The sequence below is a fragment of the Brevundimonas sp. TWP2-3-4b2 genome (assembly GCF_049897345.1).
Lineage (GTDB): Bacteria > Pseudomonadota > Alphaproteobacteria > Caulobacterales > Caulobacteraceae > Brevundimonas.
Genome location: NZ_JAFCWB010000003.1, coordinates 18,482 through 42,598, shown reverse-complemented (window position 1 = coordinate 42,598; position 24,117 = coordinate 18,482). Strand labels below are relative to the sequence as shown.

The following is a 24,117-nucleotide window of genomic DNA, read 5'->3' as shown; positions in this document are numbered from 1 at the left end:
CGGGCCATGAGCGATCCAAGCGACAATGCGGCACGACGGGAATCGACGGCCTACCGCCTGCCGGCGACCGACAGCTCTTTTCTTCTCGGCGACTCGATGCGGGGAGTCCGCTTCCTTCTTGAATTCGCCAAGGCCGACGAGACCCTGCGGGCCTGGAACATTCATTCAACCATCGTCGTGTTCGGTAGCGCCAGGATCGCCGAGGACGGACCGCTCGATCACGCCCGCTGGTATGCGCAGGCCCGGCGCTTCGCGGAACGGGCGTCCCGCGAGGGCGGCGCACTCGCCGGGGAGGGTGCCCCCCATGAGAACGTTATAGCCACCGGCGGCGGTCCCGGCATCATGGCCGCTGCCAATCGCGGCGCGGACGACGTCGGCGCGCCCTCCATCGGCTTCAACATCAGCCTGCCGCTTGAGCAGGAGCCCAATCCCTGGACGACGCCCGAACTGACGTTCCGTTTCCACTACTTCGCGATGCGGAAGATGCATCTCGCCATGCGGGCGAATGCCCTCGTGGTCTTTCCCGGTGGCTTCGGCACCCTCGACGAATTGTTCGAAATCCTGACCCTGCGCCAGACCGGCAAGATGCGGCCGGTACCCGTCATCCTGGTGGACCCGTCATTCTGGACCGACCTGATCCGGTTTGACGTCCTCGTCGCCCATGGCCTGGTCTCGCAGGCGGATCTCGATCTCATCCGGTTTGCGGCCGACGGTGACGATGCCTGGAACCAGCTGTCGGCTCTGGTCACCCCGTCCGCGATCGATCCCGCACAGGGCCCGCCGTAACACGGCCGGCAGCGCTGACGCCCTCCCGGGTCCGGACTATTCCCACTCGATCGTGCCGGGCGGCTTGGACGTGACGTCATAGACGACGCGATTCACGCCACGGACCTCGTTGACGATCCGGGTGGCGCAGCGGCCCAGCACGTCCCACGGGAACTCGAAGAAGTCGGCCGTCATGCCGTCCGTGGAGGTCACGGCCCGCAGGGCCAGCACCTTCTCATAGGTGCGGGCGTCGCCCATCACGCCGACCGTCTTGACCGGTAGCAGCACGGCGAACGCCTGCCAGATGCTGTCGTAGAGGCCCGCCTTGCGGATCTCGTCCAGATAGATGGCGTCGGCCTGTTGCAGGGTCTCGACGGCCTCGGAGGTGATCTCGCCCGGGATGCGGATGGCCAGGCCCGGCCCCGGGAAGGGGTGGCGGCCCACGAAGGCGTCGGTCAGGCCCAGTTCGCGGCCCAGCGCCCGAACCTCATCCTTGAACAGTTCGCGCAGCGGCTCGACCAGCTTCAGCTTCATGAAGTCGGGCAGCCCGCCGACATTGTGGTGGCTCTTGATCACCGCCGACGGGCCGCCCGAGGCCGAGACGCTCTCGATCACGTCGGGATAGAGGGTGCCCTGGGCGAGGAATTCGGCACCTTCGACCTTGTGCGCCTCGCGGTCGAAGATCTCGATGAAGACCCGGCCGATGATCTTGCGCTTGGTCTCGGGGTCCGAGACACCCGCCAGTTCGCCGAGAAATTCCTTCGATGCATCAACGTGCACCAGCGGGATATTATAGTGCTCGCGGAACAGGGTGGTGACCTGCTCGGCCTCGTCCTTGCGCAGCAGGCCGGTGTCGACGAAGACGCAGGTCAGCTGATCGCCGATGGCCTCGTGGATCAGCACCGCCGCGACCGAGGAGTCGACGCCGCCGGACAGGCCGCAAATCACCTTCGCGTCGCCGACCTGTTCCCGGATCTGCGCGATCTTCTCGTCCCGATAGGCGGCCATGGTCCAGTCGCCGGTCAGGCCGGCGATTCCATGGGTGAAATTCTTCAGGATCGTCGCGCCGCGCGGGGTGTGCATCACCTCGGGGTGGAACTGGACGCCATAGAAGCGACGGGCCTCGTCGGCGATCACGGCATAGGGCGAGCCGGCCGAGGTGGCGACCACGTCGAAGCCGTCGGGGATGGCGACGATCTTGTCGCCGTGGCTCATCCAGACGGTCTCGTCCTCATCCACGGCGGCGAGGTCGGCCAGCAGGGGCGAAGTCTTCTGCACGGTAATCTCGGCCCGGCCGAACTCGCGGTGATGGCCACCCTCGACCTTGCCACCCAGCTGTTCGCACAGGGTCATCTCGCCGTAGCAGATGCCCAACACCGGCACCCCGGCCTCGAACACCGCCTGCGGGGCGCGCGGGCTGTGGGCCTCGTGCACGCTGGCCGGGCCTCCGGACAGGATGATAGCCTGGGGCTTCATGGCCGCCAGCGCCGCATCCGCCTTGTCGTAGGGATGGATCTCGCAATAGACCCGCGCCTCGCGCAGGCGCCGGGCGATCAACTGGGTGACCTGGCTGCCGAAGTCGACGATCAGGACCTTCTGGTGATCTGCGAGGGCGGTCATGCGGGCTCCGTAACGGCAGGCGTGAAAGGGTCATGCAACAGGTCGAGCGCCTCGGCCAGAGCCTGATCGACCTCGGCGAGGGCGTCGGTCCAGTGTTCCAGCGCGGACAGGTCGGATCGACCGTCCGAGACGCCGCGTAAACCCATCACCGGCACGCCGAACCGGGCGGCGGCGCGGACGACGGCAAAGGTCTCCATATCGACCATGTCGGCGTCGATGGCGTCATAGGCCGCACCCGAGACGACGCTGGCCCCGGTGGCCAGACGCGCGATGGGCAGGGCGGCGGGACCCTCGGCCAGCGGCAGGACAGCCGGCAGGCGCGGGAACGGCGTCTCGCCCTTCGGAAAGCCGAGCGCACGGGCGTCCATGTCGCGATAGCTGACGGAGGCGATGCGGTAGACGCGGGCGTGGTCGAGGGTGCGCGACCCCGCCGAGCCCAGCGAAAGCAGGAAGTCCGGCAGGGCCCCTTCAGCCTGCAGGAGGGCCAGGGCATGGGCGACCCCCGCCGCGGCCTCGACCGGACCGACGCCGGTGATCAGCGGACGGATGCGGGCCCGCAGCGCCGGACCGTATTCAGGTTCGGCGGCCATGACGCAGAGGGCGGTCTTCGGACCGAAACTGGAGAGGATCCAGTCCCGGCTCACGCCCGCCGCTCGTAGAGGGCCATGAAGAAGCCGTCGGTACCGGTCGAGGCGGGCGACAGACGCAGACGCCCGCCGGACGCGGCAGAGGCCAGGCCGGAACGGGCCGCCTTGGTCAGGGTCCCGGCAGCGAGCAGATCGGTCATGGCCACGGCCTCGAAGCCCGGATTCGCCGCTTCGAACGCGTCGGCGACGGCCTCGTTCTCACGCGTCAGGACTGAACAGGTGACATAGGCCAGCCGTCCGCCGCGCTTCACCAGCGGGGCGGCCTGGGCGAGGATACGCAGTTGCAGGGCGTGCAGGCGTTCAACCTCGTCGGGCTTCAGACGCCAGGCGTCCTCGGGGCGGCGACGCCAGGCCCCGGAACCGCTGCACGGCGCATCGACGAAGACGAGATCGGCCCGGCCATTGAACTCCTCAACGCCACCGCCGTTGGGGCCCAGCAGGCGCAGATCGGCAGCCACCCCGGCACGCTCCAGCCGCGGCCGGATGTTGTCGAGCCGCTTCTGGACCACGTCGCAGGCGATCAGGCGCAGGCCGGCGGCGCGCGGCGCGGCCCGGGCGGCGGTCTCTTCCTCGGCCCCGGTCGGAGACCAGCCGGCCGGACGGGGCGCGGACGCCTTCGCCGCATCGGCATCAGGCAGGCCCTGCACCGCGAGCGCCAGAGTCTTGCCGCCACCGCCGGCGCAATAGTCGACGACGATGCTCTCAGGCGTGAAGCTCAGGCCCGAACCGGCCAGCCAGCTCACGATCTGGCTGCCTTCGTCCTGGATCTCGACCTCACCGGCGTTGAAGGCCTTGAGAGCCTGAACGTTCGGGGCGGGTTCCGACGGCAGGCGCAGGCCGACCGCCGACCACGGCGTCGGCTTCGGCGTCAGGCCACCGGCGGTCAGTTCGGCACGGGCGGCATCGACCGTCGTCCGGGCCGTGTTGACCCGCAGGTCGACCGGGGCGCGCGCCATCAGGGCAGCGGCCTGCTCGCTCCAGCGCTCGCCGAACGTCAGCTTGAGATCCTCGGCCACGAACTCGGGCAGGCCCGCGGCGGCCCAGTCGGGCAGATCGCCCTCCCCGGCCTCGATGCGGGCGTGTTCCTGTTTCGAAAGCGGGCGCGGGCCGTAACCATCGCCCGAATGCAGAGCCTCGATCTCTTCCAGCGTCAGTCCGTCGAGGAAGGCCAGCGAGCCGATCACCAGGGCCCGCCCGTCCTCGCGCCCGCCCATGGCGCGGACCAGACGGCCGCGCGAGCGCAGCACCTCATAGACCCGCTCGGCGACGGCGCGACGGTCCTTGGACCCCGCATAACGGTTGGCGGCACCCCAGGCCTTGAGCACGACATCGGCGGGCGCGCGGCCCTGGGCAATGCTGTCGAGAACGGAAGCGGCGGAGGCGAGGCGGGCGGCTGGGGTCAATTCAGGCTTTCAAACAAACAGGGCGGCGATGACCATACCCATGCCCACGAACGCCACACCCCAGGCCAGAGTCCGGAGATAGGCAACGCCGAGGGCATAGAGCGGCAGGTAGATCAGGCGGCCGAAAAGATAGAGATGCGTCCCCCACAGGGTCAGGGGACCGCCGTCCTTGCCCGTCACATGCGCCATAATCACGGCGATGGCGAAGATCGGCAGGGTTTCGAACAGATTGGCCTGGGCGCGGTCCAGCCGTCCGGCCAATTTGCCTGGCGGCGCGACGGCCTCGTCGCGCGCACCGGCATTCCATTTGAGGCCACGCTCGGCCGTCCGCGCGCTGGCGGCCCAGCCGATGTGGACGATGGCCAGGATCAGCACGAAGGCCAGGACGATGAATTCAGGCGTCATATCCATGGTTCAACCCTTTCCGGTCAGCCCTGCCGGTAGTTCGGTGCTTCCCGCGTGATCATCACGTCATGGACGTGGCTCTCGCGCAAACCGGCACCGGTGATGCGGACGAAGCGCGCGCGCTGCTGAAAATCGGCGATGCTGGCGGCACCGACATAGCCCATGGCGGCGCGCAGTCCGCCGACCATCTGGTGCAGCACCGGAGCGATCGGCCCCTTGTACGGCGTCTGGCCCTCGATGCCCTCGGGCACCAGCTTCTGCGTGTCCTCGACCTCTTTCTGGAAATAGCGGTCGGCCGAGCCGGCCCCCATGGCCCCGACCGAGCCCATGCCGCGGTACGACTTGTAGGAGCGGCCCTGGTACAGGAAGACCTCGCCGGGCGACTCATCCGTGCCCGCGAACATCGAACCCATCATGGCGACCGAGGCACCGGCCGCGATGGCCTTGGCCAGGTCGCCCGAATATTTGATGCCCCCGTCAGCGATGACCGGCGCACCGGAGTCCTTCGCGGCGCGGACGGCCTCCATGATGGCGGTCAGTTGGGGCACGCCGACGCCGGCGACGATGCGCGTGGTGCAGATGCTGCCCGGGCCGATGCCGACCTTCACCGCATCGGCACCGGCGTCGATCAACGCCCTCGCCGCATCATAGGTGGCGACATTGCCGGCGATGATCTGGATGCGGTTGGACTCGCGCTTGATCCGCTCGACCACACGCGACACCTGGATCGAGTGGCCGTGGGCGGTGTCGATGACGACCACGTCCACGCCGGCCTCGGCCAGGGCCATGGCCCGCTCATAGCCCGCGTCGCCGACGGTGGAGGCGGCACCGACCAGGAGCCGGCCCTGATCGTCCTTGGCGGCGTGGGGATGGGCCTGGGCCTTCTCGATGTCCTTCATCGTGATCAGGCCGGTGGCGCGATAGTCCTCATCGACGACGATGACGCGTTCGATCTTGCGATCCCGCAGCAGCGCCCGCGCCTCGTCGCGTCCGGCCCCCTCGCGCACGGTGACCAGATCTCCCGTGGTCATCATCTCGATGGCCTTGCGGTCCGGGTCGGTGTCGAAGCGCATGTCGCGGTTGGTCAGGATGCCGACCAGCTTGCCGCTGGCGGGATCGACCACCGGGAAGCCCGAGATCTTCTTCTTGGCCACAATGGCGCGGATTTCGCCCAGCGTCGTCTGCGGCGTGATGGTCACCGGATTGATGACCATGCCGCTTTCATAGCGTTTGACCTCGCGCACCTGATCGGCCTGTTCCTCGACCGTCATATTGCGGTGGATGACGCCCAGACCCCCGGCCTGGGCCATGGCGATGGCCAGCCGGGTTTCCGTGACCGTGTCCATGGCGGACGAGGTCAGCGGGATATTCAGCGTGATGTCGCGGGTGAGCTTCGTCGAGACGTCCGCGTCTGCGGGCATGATCTCTGACGGGCCGGGTTCCAGCAAAACATCGTCGAAGGTGAGTCCTTCGCGTATCTCCATGAGGAGTCTCCGTTTTGCGGGCCGCGTATCCCCTGTCCCGGTCGCTGAGTCAATCGCGGCGGGCCTCGCTCGCCTGCGGTGAAAAAAGAGGCGGCGCGACGACAACCACAATCGGCTCTCGCGCGTATTATGAAATAATGCGATCGCGATCCGTCGCGGACGTTCCGATGTTCGAGGGATAATGGTCCGATTGATCATCAGCACCGCCCGCCGCCTCGCGCTCAAGATCGCGAGTTACGGCGTGATGCACCTGGTGGTGGCCATACTGGTGGCCTTCGCCATCACGCGCGACTGGCGACTGGCGCTGGCCGTCGGCGTGGTCGAGCCCTTCTTCCAGACCATCGCCTATTCGATCCACGACCGCGTCTGGCACCGGATCGAGCATCGCCGGACGCTGTCGGGGCTGGAGGAGGCCTCCGAAGCCTTCACTGCCCGTCTGCAGATCATGGTCCCCGAGGAACAGACCCGCGCCCATGGCCATCACGGCCACAGCCACGCCCTGCCCCGTTCGTTCAGACAGATCGCGGCGAAGTCCGTCACCTATGGCCTGATGCATTTCGTCGTCGCCGTGACGGTGGCCTACGCCCTAACGCAGAACTGGCGCGTCGCCCTGGCCATCGGCATCATCGAGCCGCTGGTGCAGACGGTATTCTTCACAGCGCACGACCGAATCTGGACCCGGATCGAGGCGCGCAAGGCGAAGCGCGCGGCGGAGATGGCCTCGGCCTGAACGCGGTCAGGGCTCGAGAAAACCGGTGGACGAACAGCCGGGCCGAACCTCTCCCGAACGGCCTTCAGCGTCGCTGCACATGATTCCGCGCAGCCCAAGGACCTGCGCCGGGAATCGTTCCGTCTCCCACATCACCCGGTCGTCTCGAATGCCCAGCAGGCCAATGTCCGAGACGTTGCTGTGGCCGGGGCCCAGTTTGATCGCCACGATAGCGAAACCGGGATCGACGGGATCGCGATAGACCCGAACGCCCTTGGTGCCTGCCGCGAAGGCGTCGACCCCTTGCGGCAAGATCGAGCCGGGCTCGACCGACGCCAGCAGCGCCCCGCCCTAGCGGTCCGCGCGAGCTTCTTCGGAGCGGGTGAAGGGGACGGTTACGAGGAAGGGCAGCCCGATCATGGCCCAGATGATGTCGGTGCCGATGTCGCCGCTGCGAATCGGCGGGTGATTGGGTTTTGGGCCGCAGATGCTCGCCACCGACAGGCCGGCCGGTGCGGGCGGCAGGCGGTCGAGGACCGCGAGGCCATCGTGGAGCGGCAACCGGCCCGGCACCGCGGGCCAGGGCGATTGCAGCGACCGCGCCCGGCCGAACGCCTCGACGCCTGCACGGGACGCCACGCTGTTTCCGCCGGGCAGCAGGGCGCGGGGATGAACCGCGACCAGACGGTCGTTCTCGAACACCAGATAGCCGGACTGCCGCCGCGCGAGGCGCGCGCGCGGACTGCCCTGCGTATTGTCCGGATCCGCCAACTCCGGGAAACCGGTGACGCAGGTGTCGCCGGCCGGCGCGACCCGCCAGAAGCGCATGGCGGGATAGACGTCCACCGTGCGTCCGGCCTCAACGATGCGAAGCGCGTCGGCGGTCGTCGGGCCGGTCGCGGCACCGAGGCTGGCCGCGACCTGCGCGGGGCTTTGGCCCAGCAGAGCAGCGACCGGAACCTGGGTTTCCCGTTCGGGTGCCGCCTGAAGGGCGAGGGACAGGACTGCCGCAATCAGGCTCATCGCTTGTTCAACGCCACCAGAAACACCTCTGCGCTGTCCTTCCGGCTCGAGGCCGGCTTGACGTATTTTACCGTCTCGAACTCGGCGCGCAACCGCGCCAGCACCCCGCCGGCGTCACCCCCCTGAAAATTCTTCGACACGAAATTCCCGCCCGGCCGCAAGGTGCGGATGGCGAAGTCGGCGGCGATCTCGATCAGGGCGATGATCTTCAGGTGATCGGTCTGGCGGTGGCCGACCGTGTTGTGGGCCATGTCGGACAGGACCAGATCCGGCGGACCACCCAGCAGGTCCATCATCTGTTGGTCCACGCCTGGGTGCGTAAAATCAGCCTGGAGCATGGTCGCGCCGGCGATCGGATCGATCATCAGCAGATCGACGCCGACCACCGAGGTCGCGCCACGCTTGACCGCCACCTGGGCCCAGCCACCCGGTGCGGCGCCCAGATCGATGACCCGGCTGCCGTGTTTGATCAGATGGAAGCGGTCGTCGATCTCGATCAGCTTGAAGGCCGCGCGGCTGCGCCAGCCTTCAGCGCGGGCCTTCTCCGACCATTTGTCCGACAGCTGGCGCTTGATCCATTGCTGGCTGGACATCGACTTGGTGTCCGCCGTCTTCATCTTCGTGCCCATGCCGCGGCCGGCCGAGGTCCCGCCCGAGGGCGGGCGCACCATCCGTCTGCGCTCAGGTTCTTTGTCGGCAGGCTTTTCTTCGTCAGTCATCGCATCCACATAGCCCCCGACGACATTGCGGGCTATGCACCCGCGATAATTCACAAGGAGCGCGCCGATGGCCGACCAGACCCTGACCTTCACCCTCGACAGCGGCGCCGACCAGGGCGACGTGGTCATCAAGCTTCGCTCCGACCTGGCCCCCGGCCACGTCGCCCGCATCACCGAGCTGGCCAGCGAAGGTTTTTATGACGGCGTAGTCTTCCACCGCGTCATCCCCGGCTTCATGGCCCAGGGCGGCGATCCGACCGGCACCGGCACCTCGGGCTCCAAAAAGCCGAACCTGAAGGCCGAGTTCTCGAAAGAGCGCCACGCCCGCGGCGTCTGCTCGATGGCCCGCACCTCGGACCCCAACAGCGCCAACAGCCAGTTCTTCATCTGCCTGGACGACGCCTCCTTCCTCGACGGCCAGTACACCGTCTGGGGCGAGGTCATCGAAGGCATGGACCACGTAGACGCCCTGCCCAAGGGCGAGCCGCCCCGTTCGCCGGGCAAGATCGTCAAGGCGACGGTGAGCTGAATGAAGGGGCCGCTCGAAAGAGCGGCCCTTTTTCATTCCATCCGACGTCACCCTCGGGCTTGACCCGAGGGCCAGACCATCCGGTGCTCCGTAGCGGACGGCAGGCCCGACAAGGCGGGCCATCCCCGGCCGCACAGCCCGCCCCAACGTCTGATCCTCGGGTCAAGCCCGAGGATGACGGACCTGGGGTGGCGGGGCTCCTACTCGATCTCCACCACCTCGACCCGCGCCCCGTTCAGCACCAGGGCGATCTCGCCGCGCTTGAGCTTGAGCGCATCCTCGCCGAACAGCTGGCGGCGCCAGCCCTTGAGGGCGTCGACGTCGGCGTCGTCGTCGAGGGCGATCTTTTCCAGGTCGGCGACATTGGCCAGCAGTTTGGTGGCCACGCCGGCGTTGTCGCTCTTGGCCTTGAGCAGCACCTTCAGCAGTTCGACCACCGACGGCGGGGCCGGCTGATTGTGAGCCGGGCGGTCCAGCTTGGGCGCAAAGGCTTCGGGGTCGGCCAGCACCCGCTTCAGCTCGGCGGACAATTCGATGCCCAGACGCGAGGCCCCGAATCCCTTGGGCACGGAGCGCAGCCGGTTGAAGGCGTCGGGATCGGTCGGGCCCTGGGCCGCGATCTCGTCGATGGCCTCGTCCTTGAGGATGCGGCCGCGCGGCTGGTCGCGTTCCTGCGCCGTGCGCTCGCGCCAGACCGCCGTGGCGACGAAGACCGACAGATATTTGGCGTTGAATTTCTTCGGCTTCAGCCGCTTCCAGGCCTTCTCCGGATCGGTGTCGTAGACGGCCGGATCGGTCAGGCTCTCCATCTCGGACATCACCCAGTCCAGACGGCCGTCCTTCTGCAGGCGGTCGCGCAGCTTGGGATACAGGGCGGCCAGATGGGTCACATCGCCCAGCGCATAGACCAGCTGGGCCTCCGACAGCGGGCGACGGGCCCAGTCGGTAAAGCGGCTGCCCTTGTCGACCTCCTGTTTCAGCATCTGGCGCACCAGCGCCTCATACGACACCTGATCGCCGAAGCCGGCGGCCATGGCCGCCACCTGGGTGTCGAACATCGGCTTGGGCATAGCCCCCAGTTTGACGAAGATTTCCGTGTCCTGACGCGCGGCGTGGAAGACCTTGATGATCTTCGGATCGCGAAGCAGGTCCAGGAAGGGCTCGAGATCCAGCCCGTCGGCCATCGGATCAATGATGGCGGCGTCCGTGGCCGACGCCGCCTGGATCAGGCACAGGCGCGGCCAATAGGTCGTCTCCCGCATGAACTCGGTGTCGACGGTGATGAATGGCTGGTCGGCCAGACGTTCGCAGAATGCGCGAAGCGCCTCGGTGGTGGTGATCGGCGTCATTCCGATGCTATAGCCCCGCGCGATACGGTTGTGGCAAGAGCCGCCGCAGAAATCCTCCCACTGATTCAGGCCCGTGACCCATGAGCGACACCTCCGATTCCCGGCGTGACGGTCTCCAGAGCGGTCTGACCTATGCCGACGCGGGCGTGGACATCGACGCCGGCGAGATGCTGGTCGACGCCATCAAGCCGCTGGCGAAGTCGACCCGGCGCCCCGGCGCGGAGGCTTCGCTGGGGGGATTCGGGGCCCTGTTCGACCTCAAGGCCGCCGGATTCGAGGATCCGCTGATCGTCGCGACGACGGACGGCGTCGGCACCAAGCTGAAGATCGCCATCGAGACGGGCCGCCATGACGGCGTCGGCATCGATCTGGTGGCCATGTGCGTCAACGACCTGCTGGCCCAGGGCGCCGAGCCGCTGCTGTTCCTCGACTATTACGCCACCGGCAAGCTCGAGATCGACGCCGCCAGACGCGTCGTGGCCGGAATCGCCGACGGCTGTCGACAGGCCGGCTGCGCCCTCGTCGGCGGCGAGACGGCCGAAATGCCCGGGATGTACCAGGGCGGCGACTATGATCTGGCCGGCTTCTCGCTGGGCGCGGTCGAGCGCGGCCACGCCCTGCCGTATCTGGACCGTCAGGCGACGGGCGACATCATCATCGGCCTGGCCTCGTCCGGCCCGCACTCGAACGGCTATTCGCTGATCCGCAAGGTGGTCGAGAAATCGGGCCTGTCGTGGGCCGACGACGCCCCCTTCGCCAGGGACCGGACGCTCGCCCAGGCCCTGATGGAGCCGACACGCATCTATGTAAAGCCGGTGCTGCCGCTGATGAAGGCCGGACTGGTCAAGGGCGCGGCGCATATCACCGGCGGTGGCCTGATCGAAAATCCGCCGCGCTGCATCGCCGAGGGCCTGCAGGCCCGCTTCGACTGGAACGCCTGGCCGATGCCGCATGTATTCCAGTGGCTGGGCGAGGTCGGCGGCATTTCGGATCACGAACTGCGCCGCACCTTCAACTGCGGCATCGGCTTCATCCTGATCGTGTCGCCCGAGAATGCCGAGCCGGTGCTGACCTCGCTGCTGGAAGCCGGCGAAGTCGCCTTCGTCTGCGGCCAGCTGGAAGCGGCCTAAAGCCCGGCGTCGAGGTCGCTGTAGGTCACCCGGACAACAGCCGCCGCTCCGGGGTTTTGACGCGCTGACACCGTCACGCCGCCCTTCGTCCAGATCGGCCGGTCGGCCGACTGATCCGCATCCGCAGCAAAGCCCTGATCCCGCATCACCGGCTGGACCGACGTGCGCGCGGCGTCCAGTCCGCCCCGTCGGGCCTGAATTACGCACACCCGGTTCAGGTTACCGTCCGCCGATGTGCCGGTCGTCGACAGGCGAAGCAGATAGGCCTCGTCCTCGGTGGCATACATGCGGCCCTCTGCGGTCGGCGGGACCATGAGGAAGCCGAGGAACTCCAACGCAACGGTGTCATCGGCCTCGCCCGTGACATAGGGCAGGCAGACGTCGGTCAGGATGCTGCGCGTCATATCGGTGGGCGGCGCAGGCAAGGCCGCGAGCGCTGCGGCGAGGACGAGAGCAAGCATCAGGGCGATCTCCGGGACTTCGGCCACTGTTTCCGAGCCTTGTCATCCGCGCAAGCGTCGCGCTGCCGTTGACCCGACGGGGTCCGCCCGGCAAGGTCCGCGCCTTGTCTGTGAGCGGGGTTTTCGATGCGCGTGCTTTCTGTTGGCCTGGCCGCGATTGTTCTGGCTTCGGCCTCTGCGGCAGCCGCCCAGACGGTGGTCCAGGAACAGGCGCTTCTGCATGGGCTGGCGGACGACATCCGGCCCGAGCGGATGCGGGCGGACATTCAGGCCCTGGTCAATTTCGGCACGCGCCACACGATGTCGGAAACGCAATCCGACACCCGCGGCATCGGCGCGGCCCGACGCTGGACGCAGGCGCAGTTCGAGGCGATCAGCCGCGACTGCGACGGCTGCCTGAGCATCGTCACACCCTCCGACACCGTCACGGCGGCCCGGGTTCCGACCCCGACTGAAGTGGTCAACATCGTCGCCATCCAGCGCGGAACCGGCGATCCGAACCGGGTCATCATCATCTCGGGCCATATCGATTCGCGCGTCACCGACGTGATGAATTTCACCGCCGACGCCCCCGGCGCCAATGACGATGCCTCGGGCGTCGCTTCGGTGCTGGAGGCCGCACGGGTGCTGTCGAAACACCGCTTCGACGCGACTTTGGTGTTTGCTGTCCTGTCGGGTGAGGAACAGGGCCTGTTCGGCGGAAAGATCCTGGCCGACTACGCCAGGACGCAGGGCTGGCGGGTCGAGGCCAATCTGAACAACGACATCGTAGGTAACTCCGAAGGCCAGTCGGGCGTGCGCGACACCACCCGCGTTCGCGTCTTCTCGGAAGGTACCAAGACCGTCGAGACCGAAGCCCAGGAAGAGCGGCGGCGCTACAACGGCGGCGAAGTCGATTCCTCCTCTCGCAATCTGGCCCGCTTCATCGACGGCATGGCCGACCGCTATCTGGCCAATTTCGATGTTGAGATGATCTATCGCACCGATCGCTACGGACGCGGCGGCGACCAGGTCGAGATGCTGCGTGCGGGTTTCCCGGCCGTCCGCATCTCCGAAGGCGCGGAAAACTATGACCGTCAGCACCAGGATTTGCGCACCGAGGGCGGCGTCCACTTCGGCGACACTATCGACGGCGTCGATTTCGACTACCTGGGTCAGGTCGCGCGGCTGAACATCGTCAGCATGGCGGCCCTGGCCAATGCGCCCGCCAGTCCGTTGGGCGTGACCATCGAAGGGGCGGTCAAGCCGGACACCACGATCAAGTGGCGGGCCGTGCCCGGCGCGGCCGGCTACCGCGTCTGGTGGCGCCCGACCACGGCGGCGCAATGGACCTACAGCCGCTGGGCCGGATCGGCGACGGAGCTGGTGCTGCGCAACATCGTCATCGACGACTATTTCTTCGGCGTGTCGGCCGTGTCCGACGACGGCTATGAAAGCCCGGTCGTCTTCCCGGGTCCTGCGGGTTCGTTCGTTTCGGTCGGCGACCCGGTTCCGCCGGCGCGCTGATGTCGGACCGCCGTTCCGGCCCCGTGCGCGTGGCCGTCCTGATCTCGGGTGCCGGCTCCAACATGGCCGCGCTGATCGATGCCGGGCAGCAGGCCGACGCCGCGTTCAAGGTCGTTCTGGTCGTGTCCAACAAGCCCGAAGCGGGCGGTCTGGCCGTCGCCGGGGCCAAGGGTGTGGCTTCGGTGGCCGTGGACCAGCGCCCCTTCGGCAAGGACCGCGAGGCGCACGAGCGCGCCGTCGACGCCGCCCTCGCGGCGCACGACATCGAGGTCGTCGCCCTGGCCGGCTATATGCGGCTGATCACGCCCTGGCTGGTCGGCCGCCGGGCCGGCCGGATGCTGAACATCCATCCCAGCCTGCTACCGAAATATCCGGGTCTGGACACCCATGCCCGCGCCCTGGCCGCCGGTGACGCCGAGGCCGGCTGTTCCGTCCATCTGGTCACCGAGGGCGTGGACGAGGGCCCGGTCCTGGCCCGGGCAACGGTTCCGGTGCTGGCTGACGACACGCCGTGGGCACTGGCGCAACGGGTCCTGGCGGCAGAGCACAACCTGTATCCGCGCGCGCTGGCCGACTTCTGCCGGGCACTGGATTAGCGTTTTGTAATCCTGCCGCTTTCCCGGCGACAACGGGAAAAACTTGGGTCAGGTTGCCGCCGCATCACAAGCGAGGCTTCCATGTCCAGACTCCGCCTTATGGCCTGCGCCGCCGGCGCCGCCCTGACCTTCGCCGCCGGGATCGCCCAGGCCCAGACCGCCCCGCCGATCGTCGAGATCCCGTCCACGACCCAGGCACAGATCGGCCAGTTCGGCTTTGACGTCGGCGGCATGGATACGACCGTCCGCCCGGGGGCCGATTTCAACCGCTTCGCCAGCGGCACCTATCTGGCCAATACCCCGATCCCCGCGGACAAGACCTCGTTCGGCGTGTTCGACATGCTGTACGACCGCTCGCAGGACAATCTGAAGACCCTGATCGAGGAGAGCGCGGCCAATCCGTCCTCAAGCCCCGAGGCCGGCCGCATCGGTGCCTTCTACGGCAGCTTCATGGACGAGGCGACGGTCGATCGTCTGGGTGCCGGCCCGCTACAGGCCGACCTGGCCGAAGTCCGCGCAGCCGACACCCGTGAGGAAATCGCCGCCCTGATGGGCCGCACCCAGGCCGGCTTCGGCTCCAGCCTGTTCGGCATCGGCACCTTCGAGGACCTTAAGGCACCCGACCGCACCGCCGCCTATGTCGGCCAGGGCGGCCTCGGCCTGCCGGACCGCGACTACTATCTCGAGGACAGTTTCGCGACCCAGAAGGCCGCCTATCGGACCTATGTTGCCACCGCCCTGACCCTGGCGGGCTGGCCCGAGCCTGAAGCAGCGGCTGACGCGATCCTGGCTTTCGAAACCCGCATTGCCGGACAGCACTGGACCCAGGTCCAGAACCGCCAGATCGACAAGATCTACAACCCGATGAGCGTGGCCGAACTCGCCGCCGCCGCGCCGGGCTTCGACTGGGCGGCCTGGGCTGACGGCGCGGGCGTGTCCCATGTCCCGACCCTGATCGCCACCAACAACACCGCCTTCCCGGGCATGGCGCGTGTCTTCGCCGAGACCCCGATCGAGACCTTGCAGTCGTGGCAGGCCTTCCACGTCATCGACCAGGCCGCGCCCTATCTGTCGAGCGCCTTCGTCGACGCCCGCTTCGACTTCTACGGCAAGGCGCTGAGCGGCCAGCCGGAGAACCGGCCTCGCTGGAAACGCGGCGTGACCTTGGTCGACGGCTCGCTGGGCGAGTCGCTGGGCCAGGAATATGTCGCCCGCCACTTCCCCGCCGAGTCCAAGGCGCAGATGGAGGAACTGGTCGGCAACCTGCGTCGCGCGATGACCGCCCGCATCGAGGGTCTCGACTGGATGAGCCCCGAGACCAAACAGCAGGCGCTCTACAAGATGAGCCGCTTCGGGGTGAAAATCGGCTATCCGGAACAATGGCGCAGCTATGACGGCCTGCGGCTGGAGCCGGGCGACCTGTACGGCAATGTCGAGCGCACCTCGGCGTTCAACTGGGCCTGGAACGTCGGCAAGCTGACGCGTCCAGTCGATCCGCTGGAGTGGGGCATGACGCCCCAGACCGTGAACGCCTATTACAACCCGCCGCGCAACGAGATCGTCTTCCCGGCCGCCATCCTGCAGGCCCCCTTCTTCGATCCCAACGCCGATCCGGCAGTGAACTACGGCGGCATCGGCGCGGTCATCGGCCACGAGATCACCCACGGCTTCGACGACCAGGGCCGCAAGACCGACGGCGACGGCGTGCTGCGCGACTGGTGGACCGCCGAGGACGCGGCCAAGTTCGAGCAGCGCGCGGCGGTTCTGGGCGCGCAATATTCCGCCCTCAGCCCGCTCGAAGGCACCAACGTCAACGGCGACCTGACCATGGGCGAGAACATCGCCGACCTGGGCGGCCTGCTGCTGGCGCTCGACGCCTACCACATGTCGCTCAACGGGGCGGAGGCACCGGTCATCAACGGCCTGACGGGCGACCAGCGCGTCTTCCTCGGCTGGGCCCAGGTCTGGCGTCAGAATTCGCGTGACGAGGCCCTGCGCCAGCAGGTCACCGTCGATCCGCACTCGCCGGCCCAGTACCGGGCTGCCGTGTCACCGCGCAACATCGATGCCTGGTACGCGGCGTTCGGCGTCGAGCCGGGTGACGCCCAGTACCTCGCCCCCACGGCCCGCGCCCGCATCTGGTAGGCCGGACCGCGATCACGACCACGGCCCCGGCGAGCGATCGCCGGGGCCGTCTGATGTTCAGTGCTCGGCTTGGGGAAGCCGGCGCTCATCCAGCAGGCTCAACAGCGCCAGCGCGGCCACGACCGCCGCCGCGACCCACAGGGCGGTGACGCCCAGCCTCAGGAACATCAGCGCGCCCAGGGCTCCGCCCGCCGCCAGTCCGATCCACAGCAGCAGGAACGGGACCCAGTCCCAGCGCGCGCCGCCATGCAGGGCCGTCGCGATCCGCTGCCCCACCCTGACCAGGGTGCCGGTCATATAGGTCAGGCCCACCCGCACATCCCCGCCCTTCTGGAACACCGTATTCTCGACCCCCATGGCCAGCACCACGGGGATCATGCCCGCCAACGGCCGACCGGCCGACAGCAGGCCGGCGCCCATGGCCAGCAGCACGGCCTCAAGCCCCAGAACGACAGACTTTCTTTCCTCGCCTGCCCGACGCGCCGCCGTCGACCCCAGCACCACGCCCACCACGAACAGGCCGATCAGCCCCAGCGCCCTCGCGGCCAGGTCCCAGTGGCCCATGGCCAACGCGACACCGAACCGCGTGGAGTTGCCGCTCATGAACGAGACGAAGAAACCGCCCAGCGTCAGAAAGCCGATCGCATCCACATAACCGGCCAGCGCCGACAGGCCGGCGGCCAAGGCCACATCGCGATGCCGATAGTCCTTCATGGGCATGGCCTCCGCATTAAAGGGTCCAGATACGACGACGGCCGGATCGTTTCCGATCCGGCCGCAGCAGGTCCAACGCTTTCGCGTGGATCAGCCGACGATCTGATCGTCCGTGAAGAACTGGGCGATCTCGATGCCGGCGTTCTCGATGGAGTCCGAACCGTGGACCGAGTTCTCGCCGATCGACAGGGCGAATTGCTTGCGGATGGTCCCGTCAGCGGCGTCCTTCGGGTTGGTGGCACCCATGACTTCGCGATAGGCGGCGACGGCGTTCGGGCCTTCCAGCACCTGGACGACGACCGGTTCGGCGGTCATCTGGCCGACCAGCTCGCCGTAGAAGGGGCGTTCGGCGTGGACTTCGTAGAATTTCTTGGCTTGCGCGTCGGTCAGGTGCACGCGGCGCTGGGCGACGATACGCAGGCCGGCGGCCTCGATCACGGCGTTGATGGCGCCCGTCAGGTTGCGGCGCGTGGCGTCGGGCTTGAGGATCGAGAAGGTGCGTTCGGTCATGGGAGTGACTTCTTGTTGGGAGATTGAAGGTCGCGGGCTTATAGACGCGCCCTCCGCCCTTTCCAAGGCGTCCCTGAAGCTCGCGGCGCGGCCGCTCGCTGCTTGAGGGACGATCCCGTTCTGTCCTGTCGCTCACCGCCGGTCGGGGGGCTGCCCTCGCCCATCGGACCCTCGTCTTCGCCATGCTTCAGATCACCGACCTGACCTTCAACGCCTGGGGCCGCAAATTCCTCGAGGACGCCTCCGTCTCCCTGCCGCCCGGGGCCAAGGTCGGGCTGGTCGGCCGCAACGGCATCGGCAAATCGACCCTGTTCAAGCTGATCCTCGGCGAACTGGCCGCGGGTGGCGACGAGATCAGCCTGCCCAAGACCGCCCGCATCGGCTCGGTCGATCAGGAACATCCCGCCACGCCGGTCAGCGTGCTCGAGACCATCCTCGAAGCCGACGAGGAGCGTCACAGCCTGCTGGGCCGGCTGGAAACCGCCGAGCCCGAGGAGATGGGCGAGATCTGGACCCGGCTGATCGAGATCGACGCCGACGCCGCCCCCGCCCGCGCCGCCGAAATTCTCGTCGGCCTCGGCTTCGACCATGACAACCAGTTGCGGCCGATGTCGGAGTACTCGGGCGGCTGGCGCATGCGCGTGGCCCTGGCCGCGGCGCTGTTCGCCGAGCCGGACATGCTGCTGCTCGACGAGCCGACCAACTATCTCGATCTGGAAGGCGCGCTCTGGCTCGAGGCGCGGCTCAAGAAATACCCGCACACGGCCCTGATCATCTCCCACGACCGCGAGATGCTGAACGAGGTCTGCACCCACATCCTGCACCTCGCGAACCGCAATCTGACCCTCTACACGGGCAACTACGACCAGTTCGAAAAGGCCCGCGCCGAAAAGGCCCGGCTGCAGATGTCGGCCAAGGCCAAGCAGGACGCCGAGCGCGCCCACCTCCAGGCCTTCGTCGACCGCTTCAAGGCCAAGGCCTCCAAGGCCGCCCAGGCCCAGTCGCGCATGAAGCGACTGGCCAAGATGCAGCCGGTGGCCACGACCATCGAGGAACGCGTCGCCCCCTTCATCCTGCCGTCGCCGCCGCGCCCGCTGGCGCCGCCGCTGATCCGGCTGGAGCGGGCCAATGTCGGCTATGAGACCGGCCGTCCCATCCTGCGCAATCTCAACCTGCGCATGGATCTGGACGACCGCATCGGCCTGCTGGGCGTCAACGGCGCGGGCAAGTCGACCTTCGCCAAGATGATCGCCGGCGCCCTCAACGTCTCAGAGGGCGAACTGCACCGCGACCGCAAGATGCGGGTCGGCTGGTTCCACCAGCACCAGATCGAGGCCATGGACCCGACCGACACGCCGCTGGAGATCATCCGCCGCGCCATCCCGGACGCGCCCGAGAGCGCCCGCCGCTCGAAACTGGCGCAATGGGGTCTGGGCTATGAGAAGCAGGAGACCACGGTCGCCAGCCTGTCCGGCGGCGAGCGTGCGCGCCTGCTGCTCAACCAGGTGGCGATGGATGCGCCCCACGTCCTGATCCTCGACGAACCAACCAACCACCTCGACATCGACAGCCGCCGGGCCCTGCTCGACGCGCTGAACGACTATTCCGGTGCGGTCATCCTGATCACCCACGACCGCTCGCTGATGGAGATGGTCGCCGACCGCCTGTGGCTCGCCGCCGACGGTACGGTGAAGCCCTATGAGGGCGACATGGACGACTATGCGAAATTCGTGCTCGACCGGGCCAAACAGGCGGCGGTCAAGCCGAGCCAGGTCAAGGATGAGGCGGTCGCCGCAGCATCCGTGTCCAACAACAAGGGCAAGAAGAACGACAAGAAATCAGGCCCTTCGCCTTCAACCCTGCGTCATGCGGTCAAGAAGGCCGAAGAGCGGATGGCCCAGTTGACGGCGGATATCGCCCGCATCGACGACGACATGGCCAATGCCTCGGTCAGCAACCCCAAGGCGCTGGAAGGCCTGACGCGGGCGCGGGCGAAGACGCAGGCTGATCTGGACGCGGCGGAAGCCGCCTGGGTCGCGGCGGAGGAAGCGTTGGCTGAGGTCAGCTGAGATGAAGTCGATCACCTTCAGCCGTGAGGAGACCGCGGACATCGTCGCGAAACTGCGCGTCTATTTTCGCGATGAACTGGAAACAGAGCTCGCTGCCCTGCCCGCCGAAATGCTGCTGGACTTCCTCGGCCGCGAGATCGGCCCCTTTTTCTACAATCGCGGCCTTTATGACGCCCAGGCCGTGGTGACGGCCAAGGTCGAGGACATCGCGGAGGCCATCTACGGTCTGGAGCGCGCAGGCCCGAAATAGGCGGCGCAAAGCCGGGGGATCCACGCCCTCTCCGATCCGTGCATCCCCGCGAAGGCGGGGATCCCGGCTTTAACCTCACCGCCGGTGTCGGGGTGAGCATTGGTCCGTTCAGCCAGTTTCGTTGCAGTTCAAACCTGGGTCCCCGCCTTCGCGGGGATGCACGGTGTTTTCAATGCTGGAGATTCCCTCCCGGCCCGACGACTTCCCTCAACTAACCTGTTGTTCTTCCTGCTCTGGCAGGAACAAGCAGCGTCATTTCCCAGCCGCATCAAGCCCCCGTGCAACACTCCCCTTCGTCCCCTCGCGGGGAGAGCGCCGCCAGAGTCCGATGTGTACGAATTATCCGCCGTTTCTCTACTTCCGGATGACGGAAAGCGGCATACTTCCAAATCCATGCTCATCCGCCGCCTCCCTCCTGAAACCGTCAACCGCATCGCCGCCGGCGAGGTGGTCGAACGCCCGGCCAGCGCCATCAAGGAGCTGGTCGAGAATGCGCTCGACGCGGGCGCGACCCGGATCGAGGTCCAGGCCGACGGCGGGGGCCTGACCCGCATCCTGATCGCCGACGACGGGCACGGCATGGCGGCGGACCAGCTGGCCCTCGCCGTCGAACGCCACGCCACCTCCAAGCTGGAGGCCGACGACGCCGGCGACGTCGACCTGCTGCGTATCTCGACCCTCGGCTTCCGCGGCGAGGCCCTGCCGTCGATCGGTTCGGTCGCGCGGCTGACCATCACCAGCCGCCCGCGCGAGGGCGGCGACGCGCATCAGATCACGGTCGAGGGCGGCGACCAGAAGCCTGTGGCCCCCGCCGGCTTCCCCGGCCCGCACGGGGCCCGCGTCGAGGTCCGCGACCTGTTCTACGCCACCCCGGCCCGGCTCAAATTCATGAAGTCCGAGCGGTCCGAGGCCATGGCCATCTCGGAAGAGATCAAGCGTCAGGCCATGGCGCATGAGGACGTGGCCTTCACCCTCGACCTCGACGGCAAGACCACCCTGCGCCTGCCCGCCGAACATCCCGGCGACGTCGGGCGGCTGAAGCGGCTGGCGGCCCTGCTCGGCCGCGATTTCGAGACCAATGCCCTGCTCATCGATCAGGCCCGCGACAATGTTCGGCTGACGGGATACGCGGGCCTGCCGACCTATTCGCGCGGCAACGCCGGACACCAGTATCTGTTCGTCAACGGCCGTCCGGTGAAGGACCGGCTGCTGCAAGGGGCGTTGCGCGGGGCCTATGCCGACTTCCTCGCCCGCGACCGCCATCCGGCGGCGGTGCTGTTCCTCGAGATCGACCCGCTCTACGTCGACGTCAACGTCCACCCGGCCAAGGCCGAGGTGCGGTTCCGCGATCCGGCCCTGGTGCGTGGCCTGATCGTCGGGGCCCTGAGACACGCGCTCGCCGCCGCCGGCCACCGCGCCTCCACCACCGTCGCCGCCGAGGCGCTGGCGGGCTTCCGGCCGCATACGGGTGTCGGCCCGACCCCCGCCTGGAGCCCGTCCTCGCCATCGGCCCAGGGCTGGAGCGGCTGGCAGGGCTGGGCCGCCCCGGCCAGCGCCCACGCCCAGCTCATCCCCGGCCTCAATGAGCGGTCGGCACGCGTTGAACCCGGTTCCCAGCCCTCATCGCCGGACAGCTGGCTCGCCGACGCCGCCCCGGCCGCGCCCGATCTGATCGACTATCCGCTCGGGGCCGCCCGGGCCCAGCTGCACGGCACCTATATCGTCGCCCAGACCCGCGACGGCCTCGTCGTGGTCGACCAGCACGCCGCTCACGAGCGCCTCGTCTATGAGCGGATGAAGGGGCAGATGGCGCGCGGATCGGTGACGCGTCAGGCCCTGCTGACCCCCGAGGTGGTCGAACTGGACCCGGCCGAGGCCGAACGCGTCTCGGCCCGTATCGATGAACTGGCCGAACTGGGCCTAATCGTCGAACCGTTCGGCGTCGGGGCCGTGCTGGTGCGTGAAACCCCGGCCCTGCTCGGCGACACCGATGTCCAGGGCCTCATCCGCGACATCGCCGACGACCTGGTCGAACACGGGGCCGCCCTGGCCCTGTCCGAGCGTCTGGGTGAGGTCTGCGGCACCATGGCCTGCCACGGCTCGGTGCGGGCGGGTCGGGTGCTGTCCGCGCCCGAAATGAACGCCCTGCTGCGCGAGATGGAGGTCACCCCCCACTCCGGCCAGTGCAACCACGGCCGCCCCACCTATGTCGAACTGAAACTGGCCGACCTGGAAAAGCTGTTCGGAAGGCGCTAAAATGCCAACATGCGGGGATTTGCCCCGCCGGGAAGCCTATGTCCGAGATTGCGCGCAAGGCCTGAGGCCTCCACGGCGCTGACTGTGATGAGCCTCTGAACCGCTCGCCGGCGTGATTGCGCCGACGTGTCCTTTCACGCCTTTCGGACATTCCCCAAATGAACATCTCCCGAGCGGAGCAGCGAACGCTGCACGCCTTGGCGCAGGGCGGCGCGATCGTCCTCGAACGCGACGCCGACAGGCGGATTCTGCGCGCCGACTGCTTCACCCGCGATGGCTTCCTGCTGACCGACTGCAATTTGTCGGTGTGGAAGAGACTGAAGAACAAGGGCCTCATCGCTTCCATTGACCGAGGCCCATACCGGGTCAACCGCGACGGTCTGGCCCTGATGCGCAGTCAGCTCGACAACCGGGTCTCGGCCCGTCGCTGGTAGCAGCCTGACAAAGGACGCGCGCGGACCCCGTCCGCGCGCGTCCGATCAGGAACCGCAGCCGTCAGCGCGCGATCGGCACCATGACCTCGTTCCGGCGCAGGAACCACAGGGTCCAGGGCGGGTCATACTGGGCCATGCTGATCGGCCCCGAGGCGCGCAGGCCGCGCGTCCGCAACTGGCCCTCGAGCGCCCGGCTGTGCCGCTCGACCTGACGGGCGTCGGCGATGCCCGAGAAGCGGATCACGGCCATCCTCTGTCCCGGCTCCGGACGCAGGGTGATCCGGGCGTCGTTCGGCTGCGGCAGGGTCTGCATCGTCCAGGCGGCCGGCATGGTGAAGCGGACGGTCCAGCCCGTTCCCGAGGCTGTCTGGCTCACCGGGGCCGTCATGGCGATGGTCTCGCTGACCCGTCGCTGGGCCACGGGGGCCGTCATGGCGATGGATTGACGTCGGGTGTTACCCCCGAAGATATAGCCCGCGAGGATCCGGAAGCCCTGGTTTGAGGCGCGTTCCTGGCTGCCGGACACCGTCACCTCGGCCACGACCGTCGGCACATAGTCGCGGATCTCGAACGCCCCGTCCTTCAGGACCAGGGTGAAGACGGGTTCCTCGGTCGCCATGGCGGGTGTTCCTGCCGCCATGAGGATGATCAGCAGGGCCAGTATGAGGCGTTTCATCCGGGACCCCTGCAGCAGCCGACTGCGGCCACTCTCGAAGCCGCATTGTCGGCGCAACCGACGGCCTTGGCCAGACCCATCCAACGCGCTGGTGTCGCAGCCGTTGCTCAGGCGGAGACCCTGAGAAACAGCACCCGCGCCGCGCCATAGTCGCGCGCATCCAGCCGCTCATAGCCCGGAGTATCGATCTCCGGCTCGTCCGACCCGCGCTCGAAAACGACGACAGCGCCCGGTTTCAGCCAGTTTCCATCCAGAAGCCGGGCCAACGCCTGTTCGCCCAGACCCTTGCGATAGGGCGGGTCGAGAAAGGCCAGATCGAACGCCTCGCCGTCCGAGCCGGGACGCGCGCCGAGGTCCGTCGCACTGCGGCGGTGTACCCGCGTCCGGCCCATCAGGCCCCAGGCGTCGGCATTCTCGCGGATGGCCCCCCGGGCGTCCTCGTCGGTCTCGACAAACAGGGCGAAGGCCGCGCCCCGGCTGATCGCCTCAAACCCCAGGGCCCCCGATCCGGCGAACAGGTCCATGACGCGCATGTCCTCCAGCGGCTCTGCCCAGGCCGCGTGTTCCAGCACGTTGAAGATCGCCTGCCGCGCCCGGTCGGAGGTCGGGCGCGTGCCCTGCCCCTCCGGCACCACGATGGCCCGGCCCTTCAAGCTTCCCGCGACAATTCTCATGCGGAAGCCTCTGGACCGGAACGCGCCGCGAATGCAACGTTCG

General features: G+C 67.8%; 25 protein-coding genes. 11 read left to right on the top strand and 14 right to left on the bottom strand.

From position 1 onward, the window contains the following. Positions 1-6 precede the first annotated feature (6 nt). Positions 7-786 (top strand): TIGR00730 family Rossman fold protein, encoded by a 780-nt coding sequence (locus tag ACP7AS_RS07205; RefSeq protein WP_426028193.1) that lies wholly within the window; start codon positions 7-9, stop codon positions 784-786. A 36-nt stretch (positions 787-822) separates the two neighbouring features. Here ACP7AS_RS07205 and guaA read toward each other — a convergent pair whose 3' ends face one another. The 5 genes from guaA to guaB are packed head-to-tail and all read right to left on the bottom strand — an operon-like array spanning position 823 to position 6,324. After that, entirely contained in the window at positions 823-2,385 is a 1,563-nt protein-coding gene (gene guaA, locus ACP7AS_RS07200) for a glutamine-hydrolyzing GMP synthase (protein ID WP_426028192.1), read from the bottom strand. After that, on the bottom strand, positions 2,382-3,029 hold the full coding sequence (locus ACP7AS_RS07195; protein WP_426028191.1) for a 5'-methylthioadenosine/S-adenosylhomocysteine nucleosidase: 648 nt from the start codon (positions 3,027-3,029) through the stop codon (positions 2,382-2,384). Before ACP7AS_RS07195 ends, guaA begins: the two co-directional genes overlap by 4 nt. After that, entirely contained in the window at positions 3,026-4,435 is a 1,410-nt protein-coding gene (locus ACP7AS_RS07190; RefSeq protein WP_426028190.1) for an RsmB/NOP family class I SAM-dependent RNA methyltransferase, read from the bottom strand. Before ACP7AS_RS07190 ends, ACP7AS_RS07195 begins: the two co-directional genes overlap by 4 nt. Before the next feature lie 9 nt (positions 4,436-4,444). Beyond that, positions 4,445-4,846 carry an MAPEG family protein gene (locus ACP7AS_RS07185; protein ID WP_426028189.1) on the bottom strand — a complete coding sequence of 134 codons (402 nt, stop codon included), beginning with the start codon at positions 4,844-4,846 and terminating at the stop codon, positions 4,445-4,447. 17 nt (positions 4,847-4,863) lie between these two features. After that, entirely contained in the window at positions 4,864-6,324 is a 1,461-nt protein-coding gene (guaB, locus tag ACP7AS_RS07180) for an IMP dehydrogenase (protein ID WP_426028188.1), read from the bottom strand. A 181-nt stretch (positions 6,325-6,505) separates the two neighbouring features. On the opposite strand from guaB, the gene ACP7AS_RS07175 reads away from it, so the two are divergent. Further along, on the top strand, positions 6,506-7,054 hold the full coding sequence (locus ACP7AS_RS07175) for a DUF2061 domain-containing protein (protein WP_426028187.1): 549 nt from the start codon (positions 6,506-6,508) through the stop codon (positions 7,052-7,054). Positions 7,055-7,060: 6 nt separating this feature from the next. Here ACP7AS_RS07175 and ACP7AS_RS07170 read toward each other — a convergent pair whose 3' ends face one another. Genes ACP7AS_RS07170 through ACP7AS_RS07160 form a run of 3 tightly spaced genes read right to left on the bottom strand, consistent with a single transcriptional unit; the run spans position 7,061 to position 8,775 of the window. Beyond that, positions 7,061-7,345, bottom strand: coding sequence for a hypothetical protein (locus ACP7AS_RS07170; RefSeq protein WP_426028186.1), 285 nt, complete (start codon positions 7,343-7,345; stop codon positions 7,061-7,063). Between the two features lie 39 nt (positions 7,346-7,384). Then, positions 7,385-8,056 (bottom strand): hypothetical protein, encoded by a 672-nt coding sequence (locus tag ACP7AS_RS07165; RefSeq protein WP_426028185.1) that lies wholly within the window; start codon positions 8,054-8,056, stop codon positions 7,385-7,387. Beyond that, entirely contained in the window at positions 8,053-8,775 is a 723-nt protein-coding gene (locus ACP7AS_RS07160; protein ID WP_426028184.1) for an RlmE family RNA methyltransferase, read from the bottom strand. The genes ACP7AS_RS07165 and ACP7AS_RS07160 overlap by 4 nt, the downstream gene beginning before the upstream one ends. A gap of 67 nt (positions 8,776-8,842) precedes the next feature. Between ACP7AS_RS07160 and ACP7AS_RS07155 the strand changes: the two genes are divergently transcribed. Further along, positions 8,843-9,304, top strand: a complete 462-nt coding sequence (locus ACP7AS_RS07155) for a peptidylprolyl isomerase (RefSeq protein ID WP_426028183.1) — start codon at positions 8,843-8,845, stop codon at positions 9,302-9,304. 200 nt (positions 9,305-9,504) lie between these two features. On the opposite strand, the gene rnd is transcribed toward ACP7AS_RS07155, so the two are convergent. Continuing rightward, the gene (rnd, locus tag ACP7AS_RS07150; protein ID WP_426028182.1) at positions 9,505-10,653 is read right to left on the bottom strand and encodes a ribonuclease D; all 1,149 of its coding nucleotides are present in this window, start codon (positions 10,651-10,653) and stop codon (positions 9,505-9,507) included. A gap of 80 nt (positions 10,654-10,733) precedes the next feature. Between rnd and purM the strand changes: the two genes are divergently transcribed. After that, a complete protein-coding gene (purM, locus tag ACP7AS_RS07145; protein ID WP_426028181.1) occupies positions 10,734-11,783 on the top strand; it encodes a phosphoribosylformylglycinamidine cyclo-ligase in 1,050 nt (349 codons plus the stop codon). On the opposite strand, the gene ACP7AS_RS07140 is transcribed toward purM, so the two are convergent. Continuing rightward, entirely contained in the window at positions 11,780-12,244 is a 465-nt protein-coding gene (locus ACP7AS_RS07140) for a hypothetical protein (protein ID WP_426028180.1), read from the bottom strand. The genes purM and ACP7AS_RS07140 overlap by 4 nt on opposite strands. Positions 12,245-12,370: 126 nt before the next feature. Between ACP7AS_RS07140 and ACP7AS_RS07135 the strand changes: the two genes are divergently transcribed. The 3 genes from ACP7AS_RS07135 (at position 12,371) to ACP7AS_RS07125 (ending at position 16,491) form a co-directional block, all read left to right on the top strand. Beyond that, positions 12,371-13,750, top strand: a complete 1,380-nt coding sequence (locus tag ACP7AS_RS07135) for a M20/M25/M40 family metallo-hydrolase (protein WP_426028179.1) — start codon at positions 12,371-12,373, stop codon at positions 13,748-13,750. Continuing rightward, complete coding sequence (gene purN / locus ACP7AS_RS07130) at positions 13,750-14,346, top strand: phosphoribosylglycinamide formyltransferase (protein WP_426028178.1); 597 nt, start codon at positions 13,750-13,752, stop codon at positions 14,344-14,346. The genes ACP7AS_RS07135 and purN overlap by 1 nt, the downstream gene beginning before the upstream one ends. An 81-nt stretch (positions 14,347-14,427) precedes the next feature. After that, entirely contained in the window at positions 14,428-16,491 is a 2,064-nt protein-coding gene (locus ACP7AS_RS07125) for a M13 family metallopeptidase (RefSeq protein ID WP_426028177.1), read from the top strand. A 57-nt stretch (positions 16,492-16,548) separates the two neighbouring features. On the opposite strand, the gene ACP7AS_RS07120 is transcribed toward ACP7AS_RS07125, so the two are convergent. Both ACP7AS_RS07120 and ndk read right to left on the bottom strand, forming a co-directional pair. Further along, positions 16,549-17,205: a YoaK family protein gene (locus ACP7AS_RS07120; protein WP_426028176.1), complete on the bottom strand. Its 657-nt coding sequence runs from the start codon at positions 17,203-17,205 to the stop codon at positions 16,549-16,551. A gap of 90 nt (positions 17,206-17,295) precedes the next feature. Then, positions 17,296-17,715, bottom strand: coding sequence for a nucleoside-diphosphate kinase (gene ndk, locus ACP7AS_RS07115; protein ID WP_426028175.1), 420 nt, complete (start codon positions 17,713-17,715; stop codon positions 17,296-17,298). Positions 17,716-17,897: 182 nt separating this feature from the next. Here ndk and ACP7AS_RS07110 point away from each other — a divergent pair, with 182 nt between their 5' ends. The 4 genes from ACP7AS_RS07110 to ACP7AS_RS07095 all read left to right on the top strand — a co-directional run bounded on the left by ACP7AS_RS07110 (position 17,898) and on the right by ACP7AS_RS07095 (position 22,724). Beyond that, positions 17,898-19,784, top strand: coding sequence for an ABC-F family ATP-binding cassette domain-containing protein (locus tag ACP7AS_RS07110; RefSeq protein ID WP_426028174.1), 1,887 nt, complete (start codon positions 17,898-17,900; stop codon positions 19,782-19,784). A gap of 1 nt (position 19,785) precedes the next feature. Next, positions 19,786-20,034, top strand: coding sequence for a DUF2164 domain-containing protein (locus ACP7AS_RS07105; protein ID WP_426028173.1), 249 nt, complete (start codon positions 19,786-19,788; stop codon positions 20,032-20,034). A 393-nt stretch (positions 20,035-20,427) separates the two neighbouring features. Further along, complete coding sequence (mutL, locus tag ACP7AS_RS07100) at positions 20,428-22,290, top strand: DNA mismatch repair endonuclease MutL (RefSeq protein WP_426028172.1); 1,863 nt, start codon at positions 20,428-20,430, stop codon at positions 22,288-22,290. 158 nt (positions 22,291-22,448) lie between these two features. Continuing rightward, complete coding sequence (locus ACP7AS_RS07095) at positions 22,449-22,724, top strand: YjhX family toxin (protein ID WP_426028171.1); 276 nt, start codon at positions 22,449-22,451, stop codon at positions 22,722-22,724. A gap of 61 nt (positions 22,725-22,785) precedes the next feature. On the opposite strand, the gene ACP7AS_RS07090 is transcribed toward ACP7AS_RS07095, so the two are convergent. Continuing rightward, entirely contained in the window at positions 22,786-23,400 is a 615-nt protein-coding gene (locus tag ACP7AS_RS07090; protein ID WP_426028170.1) for an SOUL family heme-binding protein, read from the bottom strand. A gap of 107 nt (positions 23,401-23,507) precedes the next feature. Further along, positions 23,508-24,074 (bottom strand): 16S rRNA (guanine(966)-N(2))-methyltransferase RsmD, encoded by a 567-nt coding sequence (rsmD, locus tag ACP7AS_RS07085; RefSeq protein ID WP_426028169.1) that lies wholly within the window; start codon positions 24,072-24,074, stop codon positions 23,508-23,510. Positions 24,075-24,117: the final 43 nt, after the last annotated feature.